Annotated in this window: 12 protein-coding genes; 9 read left to right on the top strand and 3 right to left on the bottom strand. The window is 54.0% G+C overall.

Annotated elements, in window-relative coordinates; all coding sequences use genetic code 11:
- The first annotated feature begins 162 nt into the window (after positions 1-162).
- The 6 genes from ABD796_RS22390 (at position 163) to ABD796_RS22365 (ending at position 7990) form a co-directional block, all read left to right on the top strand.
- Positions 163-1353, top strand: coding sequence for a M20 metallopeptidase family protein (locus tag ABD796_RS22390; RefSeq protein ID WP_344912028.1), 1191 nt, complete (start codon positions 163-165; stop codon positions 1351-1353).
- A 108-nt stretch (positions 1354-1461) separates the two neighbouring features.
- Positions 1462-2808: a helix-turn-helix domain-containing protein gene (locus ABD796_RS22385; RefSeq protein ID WP_344912026.1), complete on the top strand. Its 1347-nt coding sequence runs from the start codon at positions 1462-1464 to the stop codon at positions 2806-2808.
- Positions 2809-3734: 926 nt separating this feature from the next.
- Entirely contained in the window at positions 3735-4640 is a 906-nt protein-coding gene (locus ABD796_RS22380) for a Gfo/Idh/MocA family protein (RefSeq protein ID WP_344912024.1), read from the top strand.
- A 97-nt stretch (positions 4641-4737) separates the two neighbouring features.
- Entirely contained in the window at positions 4738-5790 is a 1053-nt protein-coding gene (locus ABD796_RS22375; protein WP_344912022.1) for an alpha/beta hydrolase family protein, read from the top strand.
- A 19-nt stretch (positions 5791-5809) separates the two neighbouring features.
- Positions 5810-6907, top strand: a complete 1098-nt coding sequence (locus tag ABD796_RS22370; RefSeq protein ID WP_344912020.1) for a hypothetical protein — start codon at positions 5810-5812, stop codon at positions 6905-6907.
- Between the two features lie 252 nt (positions 6908-7159).
- Positions 7160-7990, top strand: coding sequence for a helix-turn-helix domain-containing protein (locus ABD796_RS22365; protein ID WP_344912018.1), 831 nt, complete (start codon positions 7160-7162; stop codon positions 7988-7990).
- A 227-nt stretch (positions 7991-8217) separates the two neighbouring features.
- On the opposite strand, the gene ABD796_RS22360 is transcribed toward ABD796_RS22365, so the two are convergent.
- From ABD796_RS22360 to ABD796_RS22350, 3 genes are all read right to left on the bottom strand, one after another.
- On the bottom strand, positions 8218-9102 hold the full coding sequence (locus ABD796_RS22360; protein WP_344912016.1) for a carbohydrate ABC transporter permease: 885 nt from the start codon (positions 9100-9102) through the stop codon (positions 8218-8220).
- Positions 9103-9117: 15 nt separating this feature from the next.
- Positions 9118-10014 (bottom strand): ABC transporter permease, encoded by an 897-nt coding sequence (locus ABD796_RS22355; protein ID WP_344912014.1) that lies wholly within the window; start codon positions 10012-10014, stop codon positions 9118-9120.
- Positions 10015-10080: 66 nt separating this feature from the next.
- A complete protein-coding gene (locus ABD796_RS22350) occupies positions 10081-11745 on the bottom strand; it encodes an extracellular solute-binding protein (protein WP_344912012.1) in 1665 nt (554 codons plus the stop codon).
- Positions 11746-11994: 249 nt separating this feature from the next.
- Between ABD796_RS22350 and ABD796_RS22345 the strand changes: the two genes are divergently transcribed.
- The 3 genes from ABD796_RS22345 to ABD796_RS22335 all read left to right on the top strand — a co-directional run bounded on the left by ABD796_RS22345 (position 11995) and on the right by ABD796_RS22335 (position 18021).
- Positions 11995-14268: a helix-turn-helix domain-containing protein gene (locus ABD796_RS22345; protein ID WP_344912010.1), complete on the top strand. Its 2274-nt coding sequence runs from the start codon at positions 11995-11997 to the stop codon at positions 14266-14268.
- Between the two features lie 173 nt (positions 14269-14441).
- Positions 14442-17003: a DUF4838 domain-containing protein gene (locus ABD796_RS22340; RefSeq protein ID WP_344912007.1), complete on the top strand. Its 2562-nt coding sequence runs from the start codon at positions 14442-14444 to the stop codon at positions 17001-17003.
- A gap of 70 nt (positions 17004-17073) precedes the next feature.
- Positions 17074-18021, top strand: coding sequence for a carbon-nitrogen hydrolase family protein (locus tag ABD796_RS22335; protein WP_344912005.1), 948 nt, complete (start codon positions 17074-17076; stop codon positions 18019-18021).
- Positions 18022-18040: the final 19 nt, after the last annotated feature.

Below are 18040 nucleotides of genomic sequence, written 5' to 3'. Positions count from 1 at the left end.
GCCATCGTTGGCAGCATCAATGAAGGAACGGTATTCCGTTACGGGCTTTCCGAAGCATCATCCGGAGGGGCGTCTGAAGCGGAGACGGTTCCTTTGTGCTTATCAAGCTGTTTTTATTTTTCCCGGCAAGCTACTTTATAGCAGGAGAGGATGAATCAACGCATGACCCAAGCCATTATGTTTCAATCGCTAGTGGACGCGGGTAAACGGCTGGAGCCTGAGCTCGTCGAATTTCGGCGCGACCTGCATCTGAATCCCGAGCTGAGCATGCAGGAGGCGGAGACGGCCGCCAAGGTGGCGGACCGTTTGCGCGCCTACGGATATGAAGTGAAGACTGGAGTCGGCGGACATGGCGTCGTCGCCGAGCTTACCGGCGCGAAGCCGGGACCGACGATCGCGCTGCGCGCCGATATGGATGCGCTTCCGATCGAGGAGGAAAGCGGCGAGTCGTTCTCGTCCCGGCGCCCGGGCGTGATGCACGCTTGCGGCCATGACGCGCACACGGCCATCTTGCTGGGTGCGGCCCGCCTGCTAAGCGAAGAAAAGCATCGTCTGGCAGGCTCGGTGCGCTTCCTGTTCCAGTCGGCGGAGGAAATAAATCGCGGCGCCAGACTGATGATCGAACAAGGAGTTTTGGAGGGCGTCGCCGAAATATATGGATTGCATAACCTTCCTACGCTGCCGGCGGGGAAAGTGGCCACCCGTTACGGCTCGCTGATGGGATCGGTGGACCGGATCGATATCGCGCTCACCGGCAAGGGAGGCCACGGAGCCATTCCCGATGCCAGCATCGACCCGGTCGTCGCCGCTTCTGCAATCGTCATGGGGCTGCAAACGGCGGTTAGCCGGGAAATTTCCCCGTTCGACCCGGTCGTCGTCACGGTCGGCAGCTTGCAGGCGGGGGATACGTATAACGTCATTCCGCACCGGGCTTCGCTTGTCGGCACGATCCGCACGTTCTCTCCGGTCGTGCAGGCATCGATGAAAGAACGGGTAACCCGGCTTGCGGGCAAGATCGCGGAAGCTTACCGGTGCGAAGCCGTCGTCGAATATACCGAAATGACGCCGGTGCTGGTCAGCGCGGACGATTGCGTCGCCCACGTGGAGCGCACCGTCGAGGCGGTCATCGGCGCGGACAACCGCATCGAAGCCGCGCCGACGCTCGCCGGCGAAGATTTCTCGCTTTATTTGCAGCAGGTGCCGGGCTGCTTCTTCTGGCTCGGTTCGGGGCCGCAGGAAGGTGCGGAGCACGCGTACGGGCTCCATCATCCGAAGTTCCGCATTGACGAGCAATGCTTGCCGCTCGGCGCTTCGCTGCTGGCGGCTATCGCGATCAGCCGTCTCGGCGGTTAGCCATAAACCGCTGAAATCCCGCGTCTTTCGTCGTGCGTGTCGGCTTGCCGCAACACGCGGCTCTACCGGCCGAGTACGTCATTATATGTCATGTCTGGAGGCTGAACCATGGCCGAAACGAACAACGCTCCGATCGCCAAAGGCATTGCCATCGGGATCATCGGTCCCGAGCAACTGGTCGAGAAGATGAACACTTGCTTAAAGGGGTTTCCGTCGTTCGATCCGATCTCCCGCGTCTATACGCGCGAAGAAGAAGCGCCGGAACTGGCCCGCGATCTGATGGATCATGTCGAGGTGCTGCTGTTCTCCGGTCCGGTGCCGTACCGGCTGGCCGTGCAGAAGCTGAACTTTAAAATACCCGTCCATTATGTCCGGTTGTCAGGCACGGGTTTGTACCGGTCTCTGTTTCGGATAGGGCTGCATAGCGGGTTGGCCGAGATGTCTGTCGACACGCTGTCCAAGCAGTCGCTGGAGCAGGCGTTCCGCGAGCTTGGCGAAACGTACCGGGGCACCGTTCATTATCCCGGCTCGGAGTTCGTGTCCCAATCGGCTTTAATCGATTTCCATGCCGAGCAATATCGCAGCGGCAAGGCGAAGGCGGCTTTGACGAGCGTCGGCTCCGTCGCGGCTGCGCTGACCGGCATGGGCATCCCGAACGAATGGGTGCTGCCCACCGATCAGGATATTATCGTGTCGCTGGAGCGCTCGCTGCTGTCGACGGAGACAAGGCGCAGCAACGAATCGCAGATCGTCGTCGGCTTTATTCACGTGGACGAGTTCGACCGGCTCGCCAAGAAGAAATCGTCGGAACACGAGGTGCAGCGGCTCAAGCTGGACATCCACCGCATGCTGCTCGGCTATGTGGAATCGCTTGACGGGCATCTGACCCATCTTGGCGGGAATGAATATTTGTTCATAACGACGCGCGGCATATTCGAACGGGAAACTGGCGGCTACAAGTCGATCCCGCTCGCCCGCGTCGTGGAAAAATATTACGGGCTGTCGCTCAGCATCGGCATCGGCTTCGGCCGCTCGGCCAACGAGGCCGGGACGCATGCCCGACTGGCGCTGCGCAATTCCAAAGAGAGCGGCGGCGATATTTGCTTCATCGTGCGCGAGGACAAGAGCGTAATCGGTCCGCTGGAAATGACCCATCCGCACGAATATGATCTGTCGCTGATCGACGCCAATTTGCTGAAACGGGCCGAGGAAGCCGGGTTGACCTCCGGGTACTTGAGCAAGCTTGTGGCCCACGTGACCCGCTTTGGCAAAACCGACTACACCGCGCAGGAACTGGCCAACGTGCTTGACGTTACCGTACGCAGTACGCACCGTTTCCTGCTGGCTTGGCTCGATTCCGGGCTGATTGAGATTATCGGCGAGGAGAAGGGCAAATCAAAAGGCCGGCCCAAACAAATATACCGGCTTTCGTTCCTGAGCGAGCTGGTCCGCTAGCTGCCGGCAAAGTGTGTGTACGCACGATGCGGCGCCGGACAAGAAGGGCCTTTCGAAAAGAACCTTATCGGCGCCGGAAGCCTGGCATTCTTTGGAGCGATACGAAGCGCGGAAAGCCGGCGCGCGGGTAGCGGGACTGGCGTTTTTTCGGGGTGACGGCCGCGGATAATGTCCGAAAGAACCTTATCGGCGCCGGAAGCCTGGCATTTTGGCGAGATAGTGTTCTTTGGAGCACTACGAAACGCGGAAAGCCGGGGAATCGGCGTTTTTTCGCGGTGGCAGCCCCGGATAATGTTCGAAAGAACCTTATCCTCGCCGGATGCCTGGCATTTTGGCGAGATAGTGTTATTTGGAGCATTACGAAGCGCCGAAAGCTGGCGTATGCGCGTCGGAACTGGCGTTTTTTCGCGGTGACAGCCCCGGATAATGCTCGAAAGAACCTTATCCTCGCCGGAAGCCTGCCATTTTGGCGAGATAGTGTTCTTTCGAGCACAACGAGGTGCCGAAAGCCGGAGCGTGCGCGTCGGAACTGGCGTTTTTTCGCGGTGGCAGCCCCGGATAATGTTCGAAAGAACCTTATCCGCTCCGGAAACCCGCCATTTTGCTGAGATAGTGTTCTTTGGAGCATTACGAAGCGCCAAAAGCTGGCGCGCGCTTCGGAACTGGCACTTTTTCGCGGAGGTAATTGTGAGAAGGTACCAACCGTATACAGCAGCCGGTATGATTCGGTATGGCTTCCAAGATTAGCGTGGCATTAGGCGAGCACCGAGAGTCCGAAACAGGAGCCGCAAAATCGTAAAATAAAGCGAATCCCATCGAAAGAAAAGGCAATATTTCCGCAGCCGCTCTTGGTATAGTTACTAAGGAAACGGCCTTCTCCGGAAGCGTCGGAAATATACTTACTTACGGATGAGGAGGTGCGTTCCATGTCGAACGCATTGAAAATCGGAATCATCGGATTGGATACGTCCCACGCTACCGCTTTTACGCAGCTGTTAAACGATGCCGCCCAACAATATCACGTACCGGGAGGCAAAGTGGTTGTCGCTTTTCCGGGAGGATCCCCGGACTTCGAACTGAGTATTTCCCGCGTGCAGGGTTTTACCGATAAGCTTCGCGACGAGTATGGGGTACAAATCGTCGATTCCGTGGAAGCGGTCGCCAAGCAAAGCGACGCTATTTTGCTGGAGTCGGTGGACGGACGCGTGCATTTGGAGCAGTTCGCCAAAATTGCACCCTTCGGCAAACCAGTGTTCATCGATAAGCCTTTGGCGGTCGCGTCCGAAGACGCCAGACAGATCGCGGCTCTCGCCGCCAAGTACGGCGTCGCCGTCATGAGCGCTTCTGCGCTTCGTTATGCGGAAGGGCTCACCGAGGTACTCGGCAACGCCGAGAAGGGCGCGGTGATCGGGGTTGACGCCTTCGGTCCGATGGCGATCCAGCCGACGCAGCCGGGCTTTTTCTGGTACGGCATCCATACGGTCGAGATGGTATTCGCCGTGCTGGGCAAAGAATGCGTGGACGTTACCGTCACGACAAACGACGACCACGATATTATCGTGGGACGTTGGGCGGACGGGCGCCTCGCCACGCTGCGCGGCAACCGCAAGAACAACAACTCGTTCGGTGCGGTCGTTCACCGCGAAAAGGGCAGCCAGTTCGTGGACGTCTATTCCCATCCGAAGCCGTATTACGCCAGCTTGCTGGAGCGCATCATTCCGCTTTTCCAAGGCAAGGGCGCTGCGATCGATTTCGCGGAATCGATTGCGGTCATCCGCTTTATCGAAGCGGCTAACGAAAGTCGCGACAGCGGCAAAACGGTAGCTCTGTAAGCAACTAAACAAACATATAGAACGGCAGCCTAGAGACAAGCGGGAGAAGGATCGACCTGCTTGTCTTTGTTTTTGAATCGGAAAGGAGGCGGCTCACTTGAGCTATACATTGGAACGGTTGAGGCAAGGCGGGGTGCCCCCGCTTCTGAAGGGCATAACGGACAAGGCAGGCTGGGAGGCGAAGCGCACCGACATCCGGCGGCGGTGGCACGAGGCCATCGGCGGCATTCCGCCGTCGGTGCCGGTCCGCTACGAGGTGCTGGCGGAGGAAGAGGAGGAGCGCCATACGCGGCTGCATCTCCGCTACGAAACGGTTTACGGCGATGTCGTAACCGCTTATCTGCTTATGCCCAAAGCATCGCCGGGACTTGCCGGAGGCAAGCTGCCCGCCGTGGTGGCGCTTCATCAGACCGACCGCGAAGGGAAGGCCGAGATCGCCAAGCGGACGGGTCGCCCGAATCTGCGGTACGGCTTGGAACTGGCCGATCGCGGTTACGTCGTGCTGGCCCCGGATACGATTACCGCTGGGGAGCGCATTTACGAAGGGGCGGGCGCTTTTCAGACCGCCCCCTTCTACGAGCGTTATCCGGAGTGGTCGGCGGTAGGCAAAATGATCGCCGATCACCGCCAAGGCGTCGATCTGCTCGTATCGCTCGATCGGGTCGACGCAGCGCGCATAGGCGCCATCGGCCACTCTCTTGGCGGATACAACGCGATTTTCCTGGCGGGCGCCGACGAACGGATCCGCGCGGTCGTCTCCAGCTGCGGCTTCGCCACGTTTACAGGCGACTCGAATCCGGGCCGCTGGGGACGTCGCGACTGGTTTTCCCATATTCCGGCGATATCCGACGCACTGGAGCGCGGGGAAGTGCCGTTCGAGTGGCATGAAATCGCCGCTTTGGCGGCGCCGACGCCACTGTTCAACTGGAGCGGCCAGTCGGACTCGATCTTTCCGCATTGGCAGGCGATTGTGCAAGCGATGGGCGATCTGCACGGACTGTACGATTGGCTGGGCGCAGCGGACAGAATGCTGTCGCTCGACGGGACAAGCCCACATGATTTTCCGCTCCCGGTGCGGGCGGCGGCGTATGCGTTTCTGGATATGTGGTTGAAGGGTACGGGCGAGGCCGGAAAAACTGAAATCCAATAAAGGGCGGGGAGTGGGATCGATGACGCAGGCTACACAATCGCAAGCCAATTGGACGGTACGGTTTCCTCTGGACGGGGATATGCTGACCGAGCGGGACGGCGAAGTACGGGACGGCAAGCTGCATATTGTCGTAGAACTGGACGTTCCGGACGAAAGGGCTCTGCGGGTGAACGGGGCGCCGGTACGGCCGCAGGATGGGATCTGCCGCGCGGACGTTACTCTTGAAGGCTACAGCAACACGATCGTAATTGACGACGACAAGCAGCCCGGCGCCGGACAGACAATCGTCGTCTATTGGCTGCGGCGGGCCACGAGCAAATTCCGTTTGTCCGTAGACGATAGCATTTGGTTTTTGCAGGATATTGCGCAGCAGCGCGACGCGTACCGCTCGATTTTCGACAACCCGTATTTGGCGGTCTTCAAAGAAGCGCACGATACGTACGGGCTGAAGGTGCAGTTCAATCTGTACGACCGGACGGACGGCTTCGATCTGTCGCAGATGCCGGAGCGCTTCAAACCGGAATGGCAGGCGAACGCGGACTGGCTGCGTCTAACGTTCCATGCTTTGCAGAACGATCCTCCCAAGCCGTATGAACACGCTTCGCCGGAGCAGCTGCTGGTGGACTGCGAGCGGGTGACCGGGCAAATTGTCCGTTTTGCCGGGGCTGAGCTGCTCGATCCGGCGACGACCATTCATTGGGGTGCGGTCACCCGCGAAGGATGCAGAGCGCTGCGAAGCTTCGGGATGAAGGGCTTGGCCGGGTATTTCCGCGTTGAGGACGGAAAGCCGATTGTCTCGTATTACTTGAGCAATGAGCAGACCGCTCATCTGGAGAAACGGGACTTCTGGAAAGACCATAGCGAGGATCTGGTGTTCGTGAAAATCGACGCCGTGCTCGACCGTCTCCAGCTCGATGAGGTCGTCCCCGCTCTGGAGCGCATCAAGTCTTTGCCGCACGAATCCGGTTTTCTGGACGTGATGGTTCACGAGCAATATTATTACCCGCACTATTCGGCCTACCAGCCGGATTACCGCGACAAAATTATGGCGACCGCCCGCTGGGCAGCGGAGAACGGCTACGAGCCGGCGTTTCTGAGCGAATGCTTGTTTGAGTAGAGACAGGTTGTAAGCGTACGCCCAACGCGCTAAAATGGCATAGGGAGCCTTGCCGGGGAAATCGTGCCGGGCGGGCTTCCGGTACGCGGTCGGTTGTTCGGCAGCCTTGAAGCGGACGGTTCGTTACGCGGGACACGGCAAATACCCGCAGCGGACGATTCGCGGTAGAGCTTTAGGCACACCGGCGCGTATATCCCGCGGGCTTTTGCGTTTAACGTATGCAGGAGACGCTTCCGTGATGGAGGGAATGCCATGGCGATCAAATGGATCGACCTGTCCCGGAATCCGATTTATATTTACGAGCAAAAACATATGGGCGGCCATAACGTGTCCGAGCATCATCACCAGAGCTATCAAATCTTGTTCGTGCTCGACGGACAAGGCTCGATCCGGTTGGACGGGGGCGAGACGCAGGAGCTGAAGGCGGACGATACCGCGCTGCTCGTGCCTTTCTCCGTTCATGCCGTCATGTCCGATTCCCGGCTGACGCTGCTCGTGCTCGCTTTCGACGAAACGGCGCTCGATCCGGAGACGGCCGGTCAACTGCTGCACGGCCATCTGCATACGTCGATGCTGATGAAGCCGTCGCTTTTTACCGGCAGTGAGCTTCGCCAACAGCTGCGGAAGCTGCTGTTCGAGCAGTCCAAGGAGCCCTCGGCGCTCGGAACGCTGTCGATGCGTATTCAGCTGTCTCAGCTGCTCCTGACGCTGACCCGGGCCGTTCAAACGTCGACGGGAACGGGCTCCAACCGGCAGCGCGCGGAGAAAATCCGCAGCTATATCGATTCGCATTATTTCGAACCGCTCACGGCGGCGGATATTGCATCCAAGCTCGGCATTAGCACGCGGCATGTCAACAACATTTTTAAAGAACGGTACGACATGACCCCGATGCAGTACTTGACCGAGGCGCGCATCCGGCTTGCCCAGAAGCTGCTGGCGGAGACGGATAAGGATATTATCTCGATCTGTTTCGAGGCCGGGTACGACTCGGTGTCGACGTTCTACCGTTCGTTCAAAGCCGTTGCGAAGCTGTCTCCCAAATCGTACCGGCAGATGAACCGGCCGACCGACGTGGAATGACGAGGGATTGTGCCGAAAGCTCCTGCAAAAGGAGCTTTTTTACGTATGTGAAAATTCGGCAGCGGATCGATCAACGTGCTTAGTTACTAAAGCTCTCAAAGACCGGCCGGTGGAACTTGCGGACGGTTGGATGGTTCGACTTCCCGCTAAACATATCTGCTCCCAGAGGACGGCGTAGCCGTTTATCCCGGTCTCGTCCATCATTTGGAATCGCCGTACCTGCACGATTATTCCTTCACGCTGCCGACAACGATGCCTTTGATAAAAAACTTTTGCAAAAACGGATAAACCAGCAAGATAGGCAAGGCGCCGAGAAAGATTTGCGCCGCGTTGATGGTGCGATTGGAAAGGGCCTTCATCAATTCCGCTTCCGCGGCGCTCGACGCCGAGAACGATTTGTCGATGATGACGGTTTTTAAATAGCTCTGCAGCGGATAGTTGTCCGGAAGATTCATATAGATGATGCCGTCAAACCAGGAATTCCAATGCCCTACCATCGAAAATAATGTTAGCGTGGCGATCGACGGAGCGGATAAAGGGATGTAAATGCTCCATAATGTGCGAAAAGGCGTCGCGCCATCCATCTGCGCCGATTCCTCCAGCTCCTTCGGCAGCCCGCGGAAAAAATTCAGCATCAGAATGACGCTCGTAACAGGCACGATACCGGGCAAAATAAGCGCCCAGATCGAATCGATCAATCCGGTAGTTTTGACGGTCATATAGGTTGGTACCAGACCGCCCGAGAACAAAATCGTGATCAGAAAATACCAAGCGTAATAAGTTCGCCACTTAAAGACGGAGGCTTCCTTCGAAAGTGGGTATGCGGTGAGGACGACCATGATCATATTTAGAACGGTTCCGAGCACTACGCGCTTGACGGATATGCCGAATGACTCCAGAAAAGCCGCTTTGCCGAACACGAAACGATAAGCGGACGTCGTCCACTCGACCGGCCACAGCGTCACCTTGCCCGCCGCTGCAGCCGAACTGGAGCTGAAGGACACGGCCAACACATGAATTAGCGGAAACAGGCAAAGGAAAGCCAAGAAAGATAAAAAAATATAATTAGCGACAAGGAATGTTCTGCGCCCTATTGACATGCTCTGAATCAATGTGTCGTCCTCCCGCTAAAAAATGCGATATTTTGCGAATCGGTAAGCCAAATAATAAGAAACCGAAATAAATACGAAGGAAATGATCGATTTCAAAAGTCCGACCGTCGTCGCGTTGCTGTACTGGGCGTTCAAAATGCCCATGCGATATACATAGGTGTCGATAATATCCCCGGTCTCGTAGACGAGCGGATTGTACAGATTGAATACTTGCTCAAAGCCCGCGTTCAGGATGCTGCTCATGCTTAATGTAGCGAGCAATACGATAGTCGGCCTTATGCCCGGAAGCGTAATATGCCATGTTTGTCTCAGCCTGCTCGCACCGTCCATAACCGCCGCCTCGTAAAGCGCGGGATTGATCGAAGTAAGCGCCGCCAAATAAATAATGGTGCTGAAGCCGAACTCCTTCCATTCGTTCGTGACGACCAGCAAATAGGGGAAAATATCCTTGTTGCCGAGAAAGAAGATCGGTTCGAAGCCCAACCATTGAATAAGCTGATTCACGATACCGTCGGACGGGGATAAAATATCGATCAGAATACCGCCAAGCAGTGTCCAGGAAAGAAAATGCGGAAGGTAGATGATCGTTTGGACCCCCCGTTTAAAAACCTGCCGCGATATCTCGTTTAACAGTAGGGAAGTGCAGATCGGAGCAATCAGGCCCACGACGATTTTCATAAAGGCGATGAACACGGTATTCCAGAATACGCGACCCGTTCCGGGCAAGCTGAACGTATAATAAAAATTGTTCAAGCCTACCCATTCCGAACCGAAAAAGCCTTTAGTCGGAACATACTGCTGAAAGGCCATGACCAAACCGAACATCGGAATGTATTGATACACGAAAACGAACAGAAATGCAGGTAAAAGCATCAAGTGAAGATAGCCCGTATAGGACAAACCTTTCTTCATGAAACAGTCCCTCCGATGGAAGTGGAGAGGAGAGGGAATAACGAGCCCTCTCCAATCGGGTGATGTTTATTTTTGTGCGGCATACCATTCATTCACTTCTTTGGTGATCTCATCGCCGCCGAGCTTTTTCCATGAGGCGACGAAGCTGTCGAAATCGCTTACAGGGGCGGTGCCCATAATGATTTTGGTGAACGTTTCCAGCATCATCGCCGTCAGATTCGCTTGTTTGCTGACCATGGAAGCGGTAGGCGTAGTTGTAAATAGATTTGGCATAAACTGATCGTTTTTCAAATACTGCTCGAGCACTCTTCCCGACCCTTCGGGACCGTTCTGGGCATTTTCCCACCAGAAGGATTTATCGCCGTCTTTATATTTCGTTATTTTTTCGAGTATGGAGCGCTGTTGAGGGGTAATGTCCGCCACTGTTTTTTTGCCGCTCAGAACCGCATTGACTTGCCGGTAGGAATCGAGATTGTTTAACGGTCTGTACATTTTGGCCGGCGCCAGGAACCAAATCGGATTGAGATCTCCCGGCGGCGCGATAAACGTTTTGTAATCTTCATCCGATGTAGTGAAATAGAACTTGTCCGTAAATACATCCAAAATTTTTAAAAGTGCCTCCGGATGCTTGCTTCCTTTTTTCACAACCCAGTAAAAGCCGTTGACGTTCAAATCATGCTGCAGCTTGACAGGCTTGTCGTCGAGGGAAGGAACGGGATAAGAATTCCACTCCACGTTCGGCAAGCTCGCCGATGCGGGATAATTGGCTCCGCCTCTGTCGGAGAAGAAAATGCCGACTTTGTTCGCTCCGATCGTTTCCATCGCTTTTTCGGCATTTTTCACGGCAAACTCCGGATCGAGATGTCCGGCTTTGAACATCTCCTGCAGCTTTCCGAGCGCGGTTTTCATCTCGGGCTGAATGCTGCTGAACGCCAGTTTACCGGATGCATCTTTTATCCAAATATTGTTGTAAGCATGATAGCCGTTCAAGAAGCCTGTCAAATACAGGAGGTTCTTATCGAGCATGATTCCGAACGTATCTTTCTTGTTATTTCCGTCCGGATCCTGTTCGACGAATGCAGCGGAAATGTTCAGCAAATCGTTCATCGTTTTCGGTTCCGGCAAATTCAGCTTCTTCATCCAATCGCTTCGAATCCACACCATCGGTACGCTTTCCCGCTGCAGACCCGTCCAAGGGATGGCCATCAGCTTGCCGTCGATCGTCGCCGATTTCAGCACTTCCGGCCCGGCTTCCTGCATCAGCTGTTTGACGTGCTCCGGTGCGTACTTCTCGTATACTGCGGTCAAATCCTCGATTAATCCGGCTTGGCTAAGCTGCTTGAACTGCTGAGGCTCCGCTGCAAAAAAATCCGGGATATCACCCGATGCGATCATCAGATTCGTTTTTTGCTGAAGTTCCTCTCCCGAGGTCGTCGCCCACTTTCTTGTCACTTTTATGCCGAGCGTGTCTTGGATGTATCTGGTCCACATATTGTTGTTGATGGAGTCCCCGTTCGCGAACTTGACCAGAGAGCTATAGTTGGATACGGTCGTCACTTCGATCGGGGGGTCGTACTTGGCCGAACTTCCCGGATCGGTCTTCGGCGGCGAGCTGCTCTCTGGCGCTTCCGATTTTTCGGAGCTGCAAGCCGCGAGTAGGGTCGACAAAACGAGCAACAGCGAGATTCCCTTCACCTCTCTGCTCGTCAAGCCAATTTGTCTTCTTTTCATTCTCGATGGACCCCCTTAGTGATTGGATGTTTCACGTTCACGCCGGAAAAGGCTTGCGGCGGTTCGGTGCTGTGCTTAATGTAGCCCAGTCGGCAGGCGGATAGTAGATGCAATTTTTCATATCGTAATAAATAACGGTCGGGCATGAAAAATGGAATATAATATGAATTATAAGCGATGTTAAAGCAGTTGAGATCCTGCTATATTGTTCGGACAAACACCATAACCGCTTGGAGGGCCTGATCGCCAATGTGGAACATGCTGCATTTACCCTTTAAGAAACAGTCCTTGCTAAATCGGCTGATCATGAGCTTTCTGATCGTCATTGTGTGTCTTGCGGCGTTCCAGTTCTTGTCCTTCTCCTTCTTCAAGAAAAAGGTTCAGCAAGAGATTGTGAAGTTTAGCAGTCTCAATTTGAAGTATGCCGCAGAAAGCTACGAGAAAAATTTGGAGCTCATCGACACGACCATTGCCACTCTTTATTTCGATGAGAAGATGCCCCTTATTATGAACGACCGGTCCGCGGGCAATTTCAAAATGTTGAATCTTTTCGTGTCCCAGCTCCAGCGGCATGTAAGCGGCGACCAGCTTTACGCGGACGATATCGTCGTTTATTTCGGCGACACGGGTACTGCAATCAGCAAAGAGGGGATACGCAGCATTGGGGATTTGGCAAACATCGAGATCATTAGCGACGCTTATCCCGCCGCATTCTGGGAGGAGCAGGTTTCGAATACGTATAGCTACAAATGGTTTCCCGCGGCCGAATTCAAACGGAAAACGTTGGACAAGCAGATTATTTCCAGGGGCGAGCTGTTTCCGATTATTTACAAAAACAGCCTCAACCCGCAAATGTATTTCCTCGTCTTACTGGATGCCCGCCAAACCTTTAAGGCTTTTTATCGTTCCATCCAGGACGATTTCTATATTGTAAATGAAGCGGGCGATGTTCTATTCCATACGGATCCGTCGCAAATGCCGGAAAAGAAAGACTTGCAAACGTATGCAAACGCGGATGAAGGGAACTGGAGTCAAGGAAGCAACTTGCATTTCTACACGAAAGGCAAACATTCGGGTCTGACCTACGTCAGCGTCGTTCCCAATAGCGCAATCACGGCTCAGCTTCAGCAAATGAATATCGTGCTGCTGGTCATTCTCGGAGCGGCCGTTCTCGTCAGCATTGCGATCTCCGTGTTCTTGAGCTGGAGGTTCCATCATCCGGTACAGCAAATCATCAAGCTGATCCAGAGGCCGAACGAGGCGTCTCCCACTGGGAGCAGCATTAATGAATTCAATATCATCCGCGGCAAAATCGGCGACATGATGGTGATTAACGAGGAAATCAGCAACGATTTGAGCAGGCAAAACTCGATTATCAAGAAATACAACTACATTAACAAGATGAAACGAATCTATTCGAGCTACGACAAGGTAGAGGAAGATTTGCTGGAATCAGGCAATCCGTTCTATGTAGTGCTGTACTCTATGACTTTTACGAATAGGCTCCATAAGTTTTCGCCCGAGAACCAAGCGAGAGGCATATATTACATGGACCAATTTATTCAAAGAAGCTTGATGGACGATTTCCCGGACGCTGTAACGATTCAGATCGAGAAGGATCAAATTTTATCGCTGCTATTCGTGAAAGGGCAAGAGCAAAGAAACGATCTGCTGGCAAATCTGCAAGGCTTGCAAACGATTTTCGACCGGGACAAGGATTATTGTCTTGTTACGATCGCGTCTGATCTCGTCTTGCGCGATTCCACCGAATTTACGACGGCCTACGAGGAAACCTTGGAGATGCTGCAGCTGCGTAAAATGGTGCCGGGCACCCAGCTTATCGTCGAGCCGGTACCCAAAAGCGCCCATGTCCTGCGCGTTCCTTCCCTTAATCAGGAATTTGTCGCCCATTTGCAGGCGGGTAACGAAACGGCGATTCAGACCGCCGATCTCATGCTTCGCAAGTTAGCCGGTAATGAGGGGAATTTGTATCAGTTTACGCATCTTTCCAGAGAAATCATTGTCGCCGTTATGAAGGCTTTGACTGCCGCCAATATCGATGAGGAAGCTATGCCGGGGAAAGAATCGCCTTACGAGAGACTGAAATCATGCGCTGTTGCAGAGGATTATTTCGCTTTTTTTCAGGAGCTGCTTCAGCATTCACTGAATTTGATCCGCGAGAAGAAGGCGGAGCAGGAGCCATTGAAGGACTCGATTTTAAACTATTTACACCGCAATTACCATATGGATATTTCGCTGGAAACGGTGGCGGACAAATTCAATTTGTCCAGCGGCTACTTATCCCTCTTCTTCAAGGAAAAGACGCAAACGAATTTTCTCTATTATTTGAACGAGCTGAGGGTCGGCAAAGCGAAGGAACTGCTGCTCGAGACTAACATGAAAGTCCATGACATAGGCGAACGGGTCGGCTTCCAAAGCGCGAATTCGTTTATCCGTTTATTCAAAAAGTTTACGGGTATCCCGCCGGGCGCATTTCGGCGGATGAATCATAAATTGGAATAGCTTTAGGGGTACAAAACAATTTTTTCGTATTCCATTTTATATGTCATGCAAAATGGAACACGTTATACAAAATGGCATATGGTGTTCGACATCTCCGGTTTCTATGATGGACCCAGACCGCTTATCGGCAACAGCCGTCCGGAATGCGGTTCCAAAAAAATGGAGGTGAAAGAATGGCAGGTTTCAAACGTCAAAGAGTTATCCCGCTGCTGCTGCTAATCGGCATGTTGTTCAGTACGACAGCGGGGAATGCAGCGGCACGGACAGAACTCCCGACACTTGAGCCGACAGCCTATACGGTTGTTCATGAAGGAGTCGGCCAAGCGGTCATCGTACACGCAGCGAATACGGATCAGAGGGTTATACAAGCCGCCGCCAAAATAGCAGGCTATGTGGAGCAGTCAACCGGAGCGATGCTGCCGATCATGGATGAACTCGCATGGACGGGCAGTAACATAAGCGATAAAGTCCCGATCTATGTAGGCATCGCCGCTCAGTTAAGCGCAGGCTCGCAAAGCGATTTGCCGTCGATGGACGATGAAGGCTTTATTATGGAAGCGGGCAACGGCGGAATTGCGATCGCCGGGAAAACATCGGCAGGAACGGAACATGGCATTTATGAGTTTCTCGAGCGATACGTCGGAGTACGCTGGCTGCTGCCCGGACCGGACGGAGAGGATGTTCCGCAAATGTCCTCGATTGTAGTGCCCGTCGGGATAGTAAAGCAGGAGCCGGCTTTTATGTCCCGAATCCTGAGTCCGATGACGTTGCCTACTAATGTGACCGGTCCCGTTCAATTCGAATGGGCGAGGCAAAACCGGCTGCCGTGGCGTTTTAACGCCTATCACAATATGTATTTACTGTTTCCGGGAGCGAAATACGGAACGAGCAATCCGGAGTTTTATCCGATCATCCATGGACAAAGGTTTATTCCGGGCGCACAGGATATTTCCGGATGGCAGCCGTGTTACTCGGAGCCGGCGACCATAACGGAAGCCGTGTATACGATCGTCCGGTTTTTCACGGACAACCCGGATCAAGTCAGCTATTCGCTTGGCGTGAACGATTCGGCCGGTTTCTGCGAAGAGAACCCGAATCATCCGTTGTATACGAATAAAAGCAATTCCAAAGGGTTTCACGACATGTCGGACATTTACTACAATTGGGTTAACCAGGTGGCTGAAGAGGTGCTGAAGGTATTTCCCGACAAGTGGTTTGGCGTACTGGCTTATGAAAATGTCATCGATCCTCCGTCCTTTGCATTGAATCCTCGCGTCGTTCCCGTTCTGACGAAAGACCGGATGGCGTGGCTCGATCCGCAGGTGGGAGCGGCTGACGATCAGTTAATGGCGCAGTGGAACGCGGTCGCATCCAGCACGGGATGGTACGATTACATGTATGGCACCCCGTATGCCGTTCCGCGGATTTATCCTCACCTGATGGCGGATAATTATGCAAAAGCTAAGCAAATGGGCGTATCGGTGCAGTACGCGGAAATTTACCCGAACTGGGGAGAAGGACCGAAAGCCTGGCTGTCCGCCAAGCTGCAATGGAATCCGGATCAGAATGTTGATGCACTCCTGCAGGAATGGTACGAAAGAGCAGTAGGCCCGAATGCCGCGCCAGATTTAGCCGCGTATTATGCGCATTGGGAGAACTTTTGGACACAGCGTATACCAAGCTCGACATGGTTCCAGAAGTATAAAAATAGCATCTATCTGCTGTTCTCCGACCCGATATATCTCGATCTAGTCACCATGGACGATATTACGGTCAGCAGACAACTGCTGGAGTTGGCGCTGGCCAAAGCCGTGACGGATAAGCAGAAAGCCCGTGCCGCGATGTTATTGCGGGCGTTCGAATACTACGAGGCCTCGGCCATCAGCTATATGTATTCCAAAGCCAATTTGGGCTCGGGCGGGGATATTAACTTTGCGATCGAGCAGCTATTCAGCGATGAAGATGCCGGAAGCGAGTGGACCGAGAAACGGATCCAACTGCTGGATTCCTTTAAAGACGATCCGGTTCTGCTTCATCCCTTGGATCCGCGTAATGTCGGGCTTATGTGGAGCGGGACTCCGAATCTTGCCGGTCCATTCTGGAGTATCGTCGATTACGTGAAAAGCCATGAGCCTTCGGGAGGACCGGTCAGTATCAGGATTCATGGCTATACGGCTAGCGCGGATCCGCGAACGAAGAAAACCGCCCAAACGCTGGAGAAGGCCATGGCCGGACCGCCTTCGCTTACCCTGAACGGATCATTCGAAACGGCAACGAATCAGGTGCCGAACAACTGGGCGGAATGGAACGCTAGCGCGAAGCAAACCACCGTTACAGAGCATGTATACTCCGGCCAAGCCGGCGTGGAAATTCAGCTTGCAGGCGGCGAGGCCATGGGGGGCATCGCGCAAATTTTGGCGACCAAACCCGGACCGCTAGCGGGAAGGGTCTACTTTAAAGTGCCGGAAAATACGGTGACGGCAAACGGTACGCTCCAATTAACGTTCCACTATCGTCTGAAAAACGAGACGTCCGTCTTCTTCGCCTTGCGTTCGGAAGCCAAACGGTTGGCGGACTATGCGGGAGAAGGCTGGGGCACGGTCGATCTTTTTGCCGAAATCCCCGAGACTGTCAACGGCGTCGAAATTGATTATGCCCAGCTTGTCGTGCTTCTACAAGGGCTGCCTGCGGAGAGCAAGATTTATGTTGACGATGCGGAGATGTATCAGTACTAGAATGGAAATCGAGGGGGGCGACATCTTGACGAAGGACGCCCTCCGGGTTTGATTCGAAGGAGGAGTCTTCATGGCGAGATTTGCGAAAATCAGCTCTATCGGCTGCGACTACAAGGAAATCGACTCAAGTCTGGATATGCGCGAAGCCGTTCAAGTAATGAAGAAGCATTTGCGAGGCAAGCTGAGCCGGGTTTTGCCCGACCGTCCCGATCTGATCGTGTTTCCCGAGGTATGCGATATGCCGCGCAGCTTCACGGGGGAGCGGCTCAAGGCGTTTTATCAATGCCGAGGGGACTCCATTCTGACGATGATGCGCGAAACGGCAAAGCAGCAGCGCTGTTACATCGCTTATCCTCGCCTGCGACAGGTCGAAGACGGAACTTGGCGGAATTCCGTGGAGTTGATCGGCAGAGACGGGGAGATTGTCGGGATCTATAACAAGAACCATCCGGTCGATATCGAAATCTCGGTTGACGGCGTATTGGGCGGCAAGGACGCGCCGGTTTTGTCGTGCGATTTCGGAACGGTGGCCTTCGTCATTTGTTTCGATTTGAATTTTGACCGTTTGAGGGAACTATACGTGAAGGCCAAGCCGGATGTGCTCGTCTTCGTCTCCATGTATCATGGCGGGCTGATGCAGCAGTATTGGGCATATTCGTGCGGCTCGTTTTTCGTAAGCGCGATCAGCCAGTCCTACCCGAGCCAACTTATTTCTCCGCTCGGTCAGGTGCTCCGGACGAATACGAATTATTTCGACAGCTTCACGGAAAAGGTCAACTTGGATTACGTGCTCTGCCATCTCAACGGTCACTGGGAAAAGCTCGTCGCAATGAAAGAGAAGTACGGGGAACAGGTGCGCATTGTCGAGCCGGGCTATGTCGGAGCGGTCCAAATATCCAGCGAAGCGGAGTCGCTCACGGTCAATCAGCTGGTGCAGGAATACGAGCTGGAAACCTTCAGCGATTACTTAAAGCGGTCGCTAGATTTTCAATCTTTGCCGGGCCATGTCGAGCCGTAATAAGAAATATATCCGATTG

It is taken from the genome of Paenibacillus hodogayensis (assembly GCF_039536325.1).
Classification (GTDB): Bacteria; Bacillota; Bacilli; order Paenibacillales; family NBRC-103111; genus Paenibacillus_AB; species Paenibacillus_AB hodogayensis.
This window is presented reverse-complemented; position numbering and strand designations above follow the sequence as displayed.